This is a genomic window from Parabacteroides sp. PH5-46 (assembly GCF_029892785.1).
Taxonomy (GTDB): Bacteria; Bacteroidota; Bacteroidia; order Bacteroidales; family Tannerellaceae; genus DFXE01.
Genome location: NZ_JARXXA010000001.1, coordinates 78,346 through 90,069, shown reverse-complemented (window position 1 = coordinate 90,069; position 11,724 = coordinate 78,346). Strand labels below are relative to the sequence as shown.

Below are 11,724 nucleotides of genomic sequence, written 5' to 3'. Positions count from 1 at the left end.
AGGCTATTTTTCTTCAATAGCGCGGGTTTGCAGAATCTTAGAATTAGGAGGAACGTCGTGTGTAAGCCAGATGTTTCCACCGATAACAGAACCCTGTCCGATCGTGATCCGGCCTAGTACGGAAGTATTGGAATAAATCGTTACATAATCTTCAATGATAGGGTGGCGCGGAACATCTATTGGTAGTCCCTCATCATCATAGGTAAAGCTCTTGGCACCAAGGGTAACTCCCTGGTATAGACGAACGTGATTTCCGATAATAGCGGTTTGTCCGATAACAACTCCTGTTCCATGATCTATACTGAAATACTCTCCTATCTGAGCCCCCGGATGGATATCGATACCGGTTTCCGAATGAGCCATTTCCGTTATAATACGTGGCAATACCGGAACCCCCAGCTTAAACAATATATGAGCCGTTCGCTGACATAGGATGGCCTGAACAGCCGGATAACAAAAAATCACTTCACTAACACTATTGGCAGCCGGATCTCCGTCTAATATCGCTTTAACATCCGTTGATAATAAATGCTTTAACTGAGGTATCTCATTGATAAATGCAACAGCTATATCGGATGATTTATCCTGGGTATCGCAACAGCTTTCCGACTCAAAACAAAGCCCGTTATACACCTGCCCTTGCAGCAAATCATAGATCTGCTCCAAATAAACACCTGTATAATATTGGATAGAGTCCGGATGGGCTTCCTGTTCCGTACCGAAAAAGCCCGGAAAAACAACCATTTTCAAAAGTTGCATAAACCTCCGGATCATAGGAACAGAGGGCGATGGCTTCTGATGTAGCGGGATATACTGATATTCCGGTACATCAGCTAGCGACAGCCGCTCTACATTCTTTCTGATCTGCTCTAATACCTCCGATCGGTTCATAAGTCGTTATCCCAAGCCGGTTCGTATTCTATCAGCGTATTATCATATATGCCAAGCCCGATATATATCTTATCATCCAGGTAGAACATACAATGCTGCTTATCCCCCCGATTGGTAGATGGCAGGATTGACTTTTGCTTCCAGATGTTTTCTTCTACAAGATACTGCCACAGACGCCCGGTATTGTCTACTACATAAATTGACTTTTCATATACTACGGCTCCCCTTGCAAGGCCACCTGCCGATAAAGATCGCAGTTCCTGCCAGCTATTTCCATTATCAGACGATGACCAAAGTCGCTTATGGGAGGATGTTCCCGACATATTATCCAAACCAAGGCCGGCATATATCACTCCATCAATAACGACAGCTATACCTCCATACTGTTTGACGGGGAAGTTGGCTTTTCGGGTCCAAGAGACAGCTGCAGCATCAAAACTCCACACTTCATTCAATATCGAATCGCGTGCGCCTCCTATAAAGTAAGCGACATTATCTATAGATGCACCTCTGGCAGAACGCAACGGATCTGGTCCTGAAGCTGAAACACTTTCCCAACTATTGTAACTGGGTATATAACGATGTAATTTGTTTGTCAGATTGCCACTCCTGTCAATACCGCCGAATACATAAGCTACATCATTTACATTTACAGCCGTTTGCCATTTCCGTTCTGTGTCCGGAATCGAGGCTAGTTTATCCCATCTGTTAGAAGTATTAAAAGCCATCAACTCATTGGTATAAACCGAGCCTAAGTCACCTCCCAACAAATAACCGACATTCCCTATTGAGAATGTGGCACTTGAATTAGGCTTACGAACATCTCCTCCTGTAAAGGTTGCCATTTGGGTGAACATTGAAGGCGTAGTAAACGTTACCTGCTCGCCATAAGCGAGTAAACCGCTTGTATTCTTGAGGTATGCCCGAGCATAATAGGTAGTTCCTCCTTTCAATCCGGACATCCAGACACTGAAGAGTCCTTCCGCTTGATCAACAGGAGCCGGAGCTGTTTTATTCATAACAGTAGGCATTTCAGTCGTTGAATAACAGAAGCCCAAGAGATCAATCTTACCCATACCGATCTTTTTGATATTGCCTCTAATCAGGGCACTACCTCTAGACATGGAGGAAACCTCCAGCGTCTCAATCTCCGGCATGTTACTTTCTGTCTTAAAACTGACCTCATCGCTGTATTTCGTTCCAAAGCTATTAGTGGCATAGGCGCGAGCATAGTAGGAGGTATAAGGTTTAAGGTTTTTCAACTGTACCGTGAATGAACCTGTTCCGGAGCCGATGACTATTGTATCTCCGCTAATTTCAGAACCAGGAGTTTCAGACCAACATATACCATAGGCAGTAACAGGACTATCACCCTCATCCAGAACCTCCAGCACAAATTGGGCATCTACAAAGCCCGTACCTGTAAGTTCAAACATTCCCATCAAAGGCTTTCCACTTATAGTAGTCAGCGTTTTAACATCACCTGTAAAAGTTCCGAAATTACTCTTCGCATACCCTTGCATATAATATGTTGTATTCGGCTCCAATCCACCCACTTTAAAGAAGAACGAATCAGCGACGGATGGTGATAGGTATACAGAATCTATGACAGACATATCCTGCTTTTTAGACACATATACGCCACATGCCTCTATTTTACCTTCACCCTTGTCCAATATCTTGCCACCGGCATAGACTGAAGTACCCTTTATCGAATCAGGCTTAAATGTATGAAGCGTACCTAAGCCGTTCCCGGTTTCTTTCGTTATCGACTGACTTAGTGTCTCGCCAATCTCATTTTCTGCAAAGGCTACAAAGGTGTATTGGGTTGCTTTTTCAAGGCCCGTAATAACAGTATCCAGCTTGATAATACTATTTTCTTTTTTTCCGGTAACGGATATTTTTTGCGAAGTACCTGCCGCATCTTTCCAGGAAAAACCGCTTTGCTTCACGGGTGAGGCATTTTGCTTGGTGATACTGGCTACAATTCGTACTGAATTAGCTTTGATGTCAAAAACCGTATCAAGTGTGATTTCAGGGGCTCCTGCGTTTATCAGATCCGGCATCTCCGGATCATCCAGGCAGCCATAAAACAAACACACACTGACAAATGATATGATAATTGTATATAAATATTTCATACTTCCTCAATTAAAAAAACACCCCGATACCGGCATTCAAATCGACATATTTAAAGTTAATGGTACTGCATCCGGCGCTTAGATAAACCACACCAATGCGGAACATACAGTCTAGATCAACAGCTACACCATTGTAGGAGTCATCTGTCTTTTTATACCATTTCGTTTCGTTTGTAGCATCACCGTTATCATCTACTTTAGCAAATTGCCATAACAGATCACGTTTACCATATCCTGCACCCGCCGAAAGATAGAGCCGTGAATTACATTTGTACAGCATACCTGCCGTTACAGCATAGGCACTTTTCTTGTCACTTACACCTATGGCAGAAGCCCCTTTCGGAGAGTCTCCGGAAAATTCTTCATCAAAACTCTGAAAAGAGGCATTTGTCTTAAAACGAGCATACCAGCCGAAGCGCTCACCTACCCCTCCAACCGTAATACCAATCGGCATTTGTGTAGAATACGTATAACCGGCAAAATAGTTCATAGATGGCCGGGAAGGCTTCGTTTCGCTATAGTCTTCCCTCAGCTGAGGAGGGTTTCTTAACTCTTCCAAGCGCTCCTCCCAGTAAGTAGTCCACTCATCACTTTTAGGTGTACCAATACCTTCCGTATAATAGATAATCAGTTTTGATATAGCTATGGAATCATTTTCAAGTGCTTTCACACTTAAACAGTTGAAGCAACGACTCATTTGGTTATGCATAGAGGATCGCATCTGCTCATTGGCAAGCCAGATGGTAGTCAGCTGATTGATACTATATAAGTCACAATTTGGCACCCCTTCACCATAGAACAATCTGGCGTCACTATAGTCCAGGCGTTTCATGGCTTCATCCCCTTTTCGGTTATATTCTGTTTGCTGCTGAGCGATTAGACAGAAAGGTAAAACAATATATATAATCAATAAGTAAAGTCTATTCATACATCACATTTAAAATGTTACATCACTTCTCACCAACACCCCATCCGTATTATAGATATCATATAGTTTATCTTCACGAACAAAGGCACGTTCGCCATCGCTAACGACCTCTACATTCGTGTACTTACACGGTATTTTCTCATTCCCATGATCATCAATTGCGCCATATCTCCTTGAAGATATCTTACGAACTATTTTAAATCGCCCAAAGGACATTTTTTCCTCATATAAAGCCTTTCTGTCCGAGATTGCTTTCTGCTCTATTTTCTCGTCATTAGAGATACTTAAGCGCATAATATCTTTCGTCGGCTTTAACTCGATGGCTTTATTAAAATCTTCCCGGGCGCCGAAATAATCTCCATTATCCATCTTTGTTATCCCGGAGGAACGCAAAGCCTCATACTGAAGTTCTATTTCCTCTTCTGTAAGCATCAGGGAATCTACAACCTCATTACTCGGAACATCATTCTCTGTTGAATGAACAACCGGTTGAGGCAATATCTGATGCCTGGGTTCTGTAGATTCGCTCAGGATTGTACTATCTGCATCCGTTTGAGTGGACGACAACTCTTTGTCTACAGGGTCAGCCAACGGTAAATCCAATTTATCTGTTACCGGTTCATTATTCCCCATGAGCAATACAACAGAAGAACCGATTAATGCAAATATACAAATTAAGGTGATAAACCATACCGTTTTTTTACTTTTCTTTTTTGTGATAGTTTTGGGTATGGCAGGGGTATTTACTAAAGTTTGCTCGTCGTCTTTTCCTGTTAAAAGGGATGGATTATGCAGTATAGTTGTCTCATCGCTGTTTGACTGATGCCCGGCATCTGAAAAACCGGTATGTCTCGGGGTCTGCTCTTCTTCAGGAGGGTCATCCAGCGCCTCCATCATTTCATGTATCGTATGGAAACGATCCGACGGACTGATTTGCATAGCCTTTAGTATAACCTCCTCTGTCTTCTGGCTGATAGCAGGGTTCAGTTCCGAAGGGTTTTGCAACGGGCGGGTAGCCCGCAAAATAGATTCCGTCGGTATTTTACCGGTAAGCAGGTTATACATCGTAGCACCCAGCGAATATACATCCGGACAGGGAGAAAATATCTGCGTTCCTTCATTGTCGTACTGCTCTATAGAGGCAAAGCCCTTTGAGAGGGTCAGCATCGTTGTACTGGTCTCCTTATCTTCTACATCATACCTTTTGCTCACCCCAAAGTCTATCAGACGTGCGTTATCATTCTTGTCAATCAGGATGTTGCTCGGTTTGATATCAAGATGCAATATGTTTTTTTCGTGAACAAACTGCAAGGCCTTCCCGATCTGATGGATGTATTTCAATACTTTCTGCTCGGGCAGGATACCGTCTCTTTCCAGGATATACTTCAGGGAATGCCCCTGGATATACTCCATGGCGATATATGCGGTATTGTTTTCTTCAAAAACATCCAGCACATTTACAATATGGGGATAATGTACATCTGATAAAATTTTAGCTTCCTTTATCAGCTTTTCTTTAAACTTATCAAAGAGTTGTTTTCCGGTTTCCGAATGAACATCTACTTCATACGTATCAGACACTCTGTAACAATAATCTTTAAAGAAGTATTCTTTGATGCTGATAGGGACTTCCGTCTTGATTTTACCCAGCGGACCCTTTACCTCTGTAAACAATATACCCTTATAGGTGATGCCAAAACCACCCTGCCCAACAACGTTCAATAGCTGGTATTTTCCGTTTTGGAGGTAATGCCCTATAGGTAAATTCATATTCGCAGCGTAATTCTACGCCAAAAATACGTTATTTATACAAAAGAATAAAAGAAAGAAAGAATATTTTGCTTAACTCCGACTGTTTCCTGCACATTTTGAATCGGAATTATATAAAAAGAAAAATTATCCCGCGTTTTGGAGTTGCAGGATTCCATAATCGTATCTTTGATCACTTCTGAGGCTGTCTTCTCCCTGAAAACAGAGCTCAACTCCTCATCACTAAAGCTTTCGAGCACTCCGTCCGTACACATAAAAAAGTAATCGCCCGGACGAATATCGTCTACAAACATTACGTCAGCCGAGGTAGACTGGCTTGTCCCATGTATAGCTCTTGTAATCACATTCTTCTGAGGATGATGGGCCGCTTCTTCCGGACTGATCTGTCCCAGTTTTACCAAGGAATTGACCAGTGAATGGTCTTCTGTACGATTTATGATTTTCCCGTTGCGGAACTGATAAATACGGCTATCACCGATATGTGCCAGTGTAATGCCTGATTTACCGATATGTAGCATGGTTAAGGTAGTAGCCATTCCCGTTGCTTCGGGGTGTTGTAGTATATAGTTGTCGAAATTAGCCTCTGTATAACGCAAAGCCTTATGAATAAATTCAGGCGTAGGTTCATCTTTGTCTAGCATGGAAGAAAAATACGTCTGGAAATACTCGCAGGCCAAGGCACTGGCTATTTCCCCTTTCTCGGCTCCTCCTACTCCGTCACAAACCAAAAACAGCTTCTGATTTGCGCTTACTGCTTCCGGTAGCGGGTAGATAGAGTCTTCATTGTTTTGTCTGCAACCTTTTTCGCTGATTGCACAGGGTTTACCGATCGTTATATTCATAATAGCTGCTGCGTTTAAACATTAAATCTCAGAACGGTGTGGCCTATAACTATTTCGTCATTATCATTCAAGACGACCACTTCCCCGTTTCCTAAGTAATTACTATTATATAACGTATGGTTTTTGCTATTATTGTCGGAAAGATAATGTTTATATCCTCCTTTTGGATCTTTTTTTACCTCAATCCGTATATGCTCCCGACTCATCGAGCGATCAGCCGTTTCAATGGCAATTGTAGCTTGAGTAGGTTGGGATGATTTTCGTCCGATAACAGCAATACCTTCATACAGCGGAAAGAGTTGCTCCCGGGTATTTGCATCGGCTACAACCGTTATTTTCCCCAGGCTTTTCTTCACCGGCTGTATCAGAACCGTATCAGATGAAGAAAACCCCTCCCCTTCTTTCTTTGAAAGCATGGAGACGGGTATAAGACGCTTGCATTTCGGACATTTGAAAGATGTGATATCGGAAGGCAACTTCTTTTCATCCACCTTCAGTCCCACGTCACAATGTGGACACCTTACGGATATCATATCATAATCGAGATATCCAGATCATCCATATCGCTCGAGAACGTATCGATCATGTCAGCGTCTGAAAGCATGATAGTATCATCCGAAAGGGTAATAAAATCGGAAGCCTCCATACTTTCATCAATCATAACGATTCCCTGTAAGTCCTGATCGTTGTCTATATCCACAACAACTGCATCGGGGAACAAGGTATCATCGCTATCGATCGTAACGAATGTATATTCCTCTTTTTGCATAATGAGAATTATTTATATTCTGGATACAAAAGTAGAAAAAGAAATTACAGGAATTGAAGAAAACAAGTTCTATTAATCATAGAATAAGGTTTACTGTACAAAAGGACGGTTTTGGAATACAAACACTCAATCTTCGCTCACCCATTTGGCTTTGCAGGAAGATAATGGGCATTGCTTTCTGTTTGCCAAAGATTCCCAGGGTATTTCGCCCAGGAATGTGCCACACTTGGGGCATACGTAGTCTATCTTGAACTGATTAGCCAGGTCTTGCAATTGCTGAGGGATCTTGGCCGATTGCTTCGCTCCTAAATAGATACCAATCGTAGGAGCGCATACGGTAATAAACAGGCTGACTCCCAGCAAAGAAGGGCTTCCTTTTCCAAAAAAACCGATCATCACCCCGATAATACCGGGAAGAGCAAAAGGCAGCGACTGAAACAGCCTTGTCTTAAATTGGTTAGACGATTGAATACGCACTTTCTGTTCCATGTACTTGGTATACACATTCTTCAGCAGAGCAAACTCGGCACTATAATCGTTGTTGAATTTCAGGACTTCGGGAACATGCAGTGTATAGCTATCTCCCAGTTTGACAATATCGGTAGGAGCAATGCGTTTCTTCACAATTTGCCCGCCATTTACATACGTTCCGTTGGTAGAGCCCAGATCCTCCAATAGCAAACATCCGTCGCTTTCGCGCGTCAATCGTGCATGATAACGGCTTACATGCGGATCGTTTACTACAAAATCATTATCGTCAGCTTTACCAATTTTTACAACCATATGTTTAGTTTGCCTCCTCTTCTATTTTCCCCATTTCCTTTTCAAACGAATCTTTCAGCATTTTCAATGGGTCTTTTGAAATCGTCAGTTCCCTGGGTTTACCTTCTGCAGTAAGCAAAAGCAGCTTCTGTTTGGGTATATTTATCTGCAATATATGATTTTTATTTATTATATAGCTCTTTCCTACACGCATCAGTATATCGCTACTGCCAGATACTTGCTTTTCCAGTATTTCCTCTATTTTCCCTATATTAATTGCAAACGTAAACTGTATACCGTTGGACAATAGCAGTTTTGTATAATTTCTATCGGCCTCGAAATAAAGGATTTGACCAATTTTGATACGCAGCAACTCATCCCTTGTCTTAATAATTAAATATCGCTCCATTGGCAGCTATTGATTTTTTCCTTTTAAATCAAACAACAAAGATAGGAGTTTTATTGTGACCTCCCAAACAATTTATTTATTAAATCGTTTCGTTTCAAACGACCCAAAGCCTGCCGGATCGATCTTCCGAACTCGGGTTTATACCAAAAAAAGTATTGTCTTTGAGCCAATTTTTCTTCCTTGCTACGGGCGGTGTAAACCTTTTCAAGGGTGTAAGGGTGATAACCGGTGTAGTATATTTCCGTAGCCAGTGTCATAGGGGTAGGCGTAAAATCCTGTACCTGTTCCAAGTGAAAGTTCATTCCTTTGGTAACAACTGCCAACTCCGCCATATCTATTTCCGTACAACCGGGATGGCTGGAGATAAAATAAGGTATAAGTTGCTGGTTCAATCCCTTTTGCTTATTCACCCGGTCGAATATCTTTTTAAACAAGCCAAACTGCTCAAACGAAGGTTTTCGCATGATTTTCAGCACATCAGACTGTGTATGTTCAGGCGCTACCTTCAGGCGTCCGGAAACGTGCTTGGCTATCAGCTCTTCGGCATATTTTCGAGCCGACTGATTGAGTGAATCATCCGGGTATTTATGTAGTAACAGATCATAACGAATCCCACTCCCTATAAAAGATTTCTTTATTTCGGGCAGACGGTCCACAGCATTATACATTTCGAGCATGGGGTCATGATCGGCATGTAGGTTTTTACATACTACCGGGAAAATACAGGATGGCTTCTTGCACTGCCGGCAAATCGACTCGTCCTTCCCCTTCATCCGGTACATATTGGCGGAAGGTCCTCCCAAATCGGTCAGATATCCTTTAAAATCAGGCAATCCGGCTACTTCTTTCACCTCTTTCAGTATAGACTCCTTGCTCCGGGAGGCGATAAACTTACCCTGATGGGCCGAAATCGTACAAAACGCACAGCCCCCAAAGCAGCCTCGATGAAGATTTACAGAGAACTTAATCATCTCATACGCAGGGATTACCTTCCCTTTGTATTTGGGATGTGGCAAGCGGGTATAAGGCAAATCAAAAGACTGATCAATTTCCTTCTCACTCATCGGGGGATAAGGTGGATTGACAACAATACACTGCTCTCCTACCCTCTGTATCATACGGGCTGACTCATACTTATTCGATTCTTCCTCAATATGCCTGAAATTCTTCGCCTGCTTCAGCTTATCCTTCAAACATTCCTCATGCGAAAAAAGGGTGATACCCCCCCCTTCAGGGGGTTGGGGGGTAGAGTGCTGGAGGGTGAGATACGCCGTTTGCTTAATATCTTTTATATCCCTAAACGTCTCGCCCTTTCTCAATCGCCTAACCAATTCCCGGATAGGCTGCTCGCCCATACCGTAAATCAGTAAATCGGCACGGCTTTCTACCAGGATACCGGGTTTTAATTTGTCTTGCCAATAGTCGTAATGCGTCAGGCGGCGTAGCGAGGCTTCAATCCCGCCTAGTACAACAGGAACATCAGGGTATAACTCCTTCAGGATATTTGCATACACAATACTGGGATAATCCGGACGCATACCTGCCCGCCGATCCGGTGTATAGGCATCATCACTGCGAAGCCGCTTATTAGCCGTATAATGATTGACCATTGAATCCATCGCTCCGGCCGATATACCAAAGAAAAGGCGGGGTACTCCCAACTTCTTGAAATCGCGGAAATCGCCACGCCAGTCCGGCTGAGGAACAATCGCCACGCGCAGCCCCTCTGCCTCCAATATACGTCCGATAACTGCCGCACCAAAGGAAGGATGATCCACATATGCATCTCCGCTAAACAGGATCACATCAATATAATCCCATCCCCTGGCCTCTACCTCTTTCTTAGTAGTAGGCAACCACGCATCCGGTTTCAACTGCTTCATAGGGCAAAGGTACTGATTTTTCAGTCAGATGATGGTTAGTTTGAAACTACCAGCTTTTTCCCTGTCAGCTTCTGGATATCTTTTACCATCGAGTATTCCTCACTGGAACAAAAGGTAAGCGCCGTACCGCTATGTCCGGCACGTCCTGTACGACCAATACGGTGTACGTAGGTTTCCGGTACATCCGGCAGATCGTAATTGATAACCAATTCCAGTTGATTAATATCAATTCCCCTGGCAGCAATGTCTGTTGCAATAAGCGCTTGTATTTGGTTTGATTTGAAATCAGATAAGGCCCGCTGACGAGCATTTTGTGATTTATTCCCATGAATAGCAGCACTTCCTATCCCTGCTTTGCAAAGGATCCGTGCAATTCTGTCAGCGCCATGCTTTGTCCGGGAAAAGATAAGAGCTGATTTCTCCTCGTCTCTCTTCAGCAGATTGATTAGCAGATCTTTCTTCTCCTGTTTTTCAACAAAATAGACATACTGTTCTATGGTATCAATTACCGATGAAACAGGAGCCACCTCTACCCTTACCGGTTTATATAAAATAGAACGGGAAAGAGTAGCTATAGAGGCAGGCATAGTTGCCGAAAAGAAAAGGGTTTGCTTTTTCTTCGGAAGCTTGGGCAACAAGCGTTTAATATCATGAATAAAACCCATATCCAACATCCGGTCTGCTTCATCCAGCACAAAATGTTGGATAAAGTTCAGGTTAATAATTCCCTGATTCATTAAATCCAGCAAACGTCCCGGTGTTGCAATCAAGATGTCAACTCCGCGCTTAAGTTTTTCTACCTGAGGATTTTGATTAACTCCCCCAAATATAACGGTATGCCGCAAATTTGTATATTTAGCATAATCATGAAAACATTCATTAATCTGTATAGCTAATTCTCGTGTAGGAGTCAGAATTAAGGCCTTAATTTCCTTCTTCTTAACATCCCCTACTCTCTTTTGATATAACTGTTGGATAATAGGTATCGCAAAAGCTGCGGTTTTACCTGTTCCTGTCTGCGCCAGACCTAATAAATCTCTATTACTTAATACAGGAGGAATAGCCTGTTCTTGTATCGGAGTTGGTTTTACATATTCTTTTTCTTCGAGAGCCTTCAATACGGGCTCTATAATCTCTAATTCTTTAAATGTCATACGTTTTTTAAAAATTGATTTTTGATGTCGATGTCGGATTTTGACAATAAGAGAAGATACAACATAAACTCGTTAATTCAAGCGACAAAGATACAAAATAAAACGGACACTCCACCAATTTTACAATTATTATCTATTTCAGGAGCTCATATTGCAATTATGCTCTGAAAGAACT

General features: G+C 42.5%; 11 protein-coding genes. All 11 read right to left on the bottom strand.

Annotation, left to right across the window (positions count from 1 at the left end; all coding sequences use genetic code 11):
• Window positions 1-3: 3 nt before the first annotated feature.
• A complete protein-coding gene (epsC, locus tag M2470_RS00325) occupies window positions 4-891 on the bottom strand; it encodes a serine O-acetyltransferase EpsC (RefSeq protein ID WP_280743292.1) in 888 nt (295 codons plus the stop codon).
• Window positions 888-3,032 (bottom strand): kelch repeat-containing protein, encoded by a 2,145-nt coding sequence (locus M2470_RS00320; protein ID WP_280743293.1) that lies wholly within the window; start codon window positions 3,030-3,032, stop codon window positions 888-890. Before M2470_RS00320 ends, epsC begins: the two co-directional genes overlap by 4 nt.
• A 10-nt stretch (window positions 3,033-3,042) precedes the next feature.
• Entirely contained in the window at window positions 3,043-3,960 is a 918-nt protein-coding gene (locus M2470_RS00315; RefSeq protein WP_280743294.1) for a hypothetical protein, read from the bottom strand.
• A gap of 9 nt (window positions 3,961-3,969) precedes the next feature.
• Window positions 3,970-5,730, bottom strand: coding sequence for a serine/threonine-protein kinase (locus tag M2470_RS00310; RefSeq protein WP_280743295.1), 1,761 nt, complete (start codon window positions 5,728-5,730; stop codon window positions 3,970-3,972).
• Between the two features lie 35 nt (window positions 5,731-5,765).
• The gene (locus M2470_RS00305; RefSeq protein ID WP_280743296.1) at window positions 5,766-6,572 is read right to left on the bottom strand and encodes a protein phosphatase 2C domain-containing protein; all 807 of its coding nucleotides are present in this window, start codon (window positions 6,570-6,572) and stop codon (window positions 5,766-5,768) included.
• A 14-nt stretch (window positions 6,573-6,586) separates the two neighbouring features.
• The gene (locus M2470_RS00300) at window positions 6,587-7,105 is read right to left on the bottom strand and encodes an FHA domain-containing protein (RefSeq protein ID WP_280743297.1); all 519 of its coding nucleotides are present in this window, start codon (window positions 7,103-7,105) and stop codon (window positions 6,587-6,589) included.
• The gene (locus M2470_RS00295; RefSeq protein WP_280743298.1) at window positions 7,102-7,341 is read right to left on the bottom strand and encodes a hypothetical protein; all 240 of its coding nucleotides are present in this window, start codon (window positions 7,339-7,341) and stop codon (window positions 7,102-7,104) included. The genes M2470_RS00300 and M2470_RS00295 overlap by 4 nt, the downstream gene beginning before the upstream one ends.
• 126 nt (window positions 7,342-7,467) lie before the next feature.
• The gene (locus M2470_RS00290; protein WP_280743299.1) at window positions 7,468-8,124 is read right to left on the bottom strand and encodes an FHA domain-containing protein; all 657 of its coding nucleotides are present in this window, start codon (window positions 8,122-8,124) and stop codon (window positions 7,468-7,470) included.
• Window positions 8,125-8,128: 4 nt separating this feature from the next.
• Window positions 8,129-8,512 carry a LytTR family DNA-binding domain-containing protein gene (locus M2470_RS00285; protein WP_280743300.1) on the bottom strand — a complete coding sequence of 128 codons (384 nt, stop codon included), beginning with the start codon at window positions 8,510-8,512 and terminating at the stop codon, window positions 8,129-8,131.
• A gap of 50 nt (window positions 8,513-8,562) precedes the next feature.
• Window positions 8,563-10,395 (bottom strand): YgiQ family radical SAM protein, encoded by a 1,833-nt coding sequence (locus tag M2470_RS00280; protein WP_280743301.1) that lies wholly within the window; start codon window positions 10,393-10,395, stop codon window positions 8,563-8,565.
• A gap of 35 nt (window positions 10,396-10,430) precedes the next feature.
• Complete coding sequence (locus M2470_RS00275) at window positions 10,431-11,549, bottom strand: DEAD/DEAH box helicase (RefSeq protein WP_280743302.1); 1,119 nt, start codon at window positions 11,547-11,549, stop codon at window positions 10,431-10,433.
• Window positions 11,550-11,724 lie beyond the last annotated feature (175 nt).

Excerpts from the sequence above, each read along its gene's own strand:
- M2470_RS00295 (WP_280743298.1), bottom strand. The coding sequence starts at position 7,341 with ATGCAAAAAGAGGAATATACATTCGTTACGATCGATAGCGATGATACC.
- epsC (WP_280743292.1), bottom strand. The coding sequence starts at position 891 with ATGAACCGATCGGAGGTATTAGAGCAGATCAGAAAGAATGTAGAGCGG.
- M2470_RS00290 (WP_280743299.1), bottom strand. The coding sequence starts at position 8,124 with ATGGTTGTAAAAATTGGTAAAGCTGACGATAATGATTTTGTAGTAAAC.
- M2470_RS00310 (WP_280743295.1), bottom strand. The coding sequence starts at position 5,730 with ATGAATTTACCTATAGGGCATTACCTCCAAAACGGAAAATACCAGCTA.
- M2470_RS00275 (WP_280743302.1), bottom strand. The coding sequence starts at position 11,549 with ATGACATTTAAAGAATTAGAGATTATAGAGCCCGTATTGAAGGCTCTC.
- M2470_RS00305 (WP_280743296.1), bottom strand. The coding sequence starts at position 6,572 with ATGAATATAACGATCGGTAAACCCTGTGCAATCAGCGAAAAAGGTTGC.
- M2470_RS00280 (WP_280743301.1), bottom strand. The coding sequence starts at position 10,395 with ATGAAGCAGTTGAAACCGGATGCGTGGTTGCCTACTACTAAGAAAGAG.
- M2470_RS00300 (WP_280743297.1), bottom strand. The coding sequence starts at position 7,105 with ATGATATCCGTAAGGTGTCCACATTGTGACGTGGGACTGAAGGTGGAT.
- M2470_RS00285 (WP_280743300.1), bottom strand. The coding sequence starts at position 8,512 with ATGGAGCGATATTTAATTATTAAGACAAGGGATGAGTTGCTGCGTATC.
- M2470_RS00315 (WP_280743294.1), bottom strand. The coding sequence starts at position 3,960 with ATGAATAGACTTTACTTATTGATTATATATATTGTTTTACCTTTCTGT.
- M2470_RS00320 (WP_280743293.1), bottom strand. The coding sequence starts at position 3,032 with ATGAAATATTTATATACAATTATCATATCATTTGTCAGTGTGTGTTTG.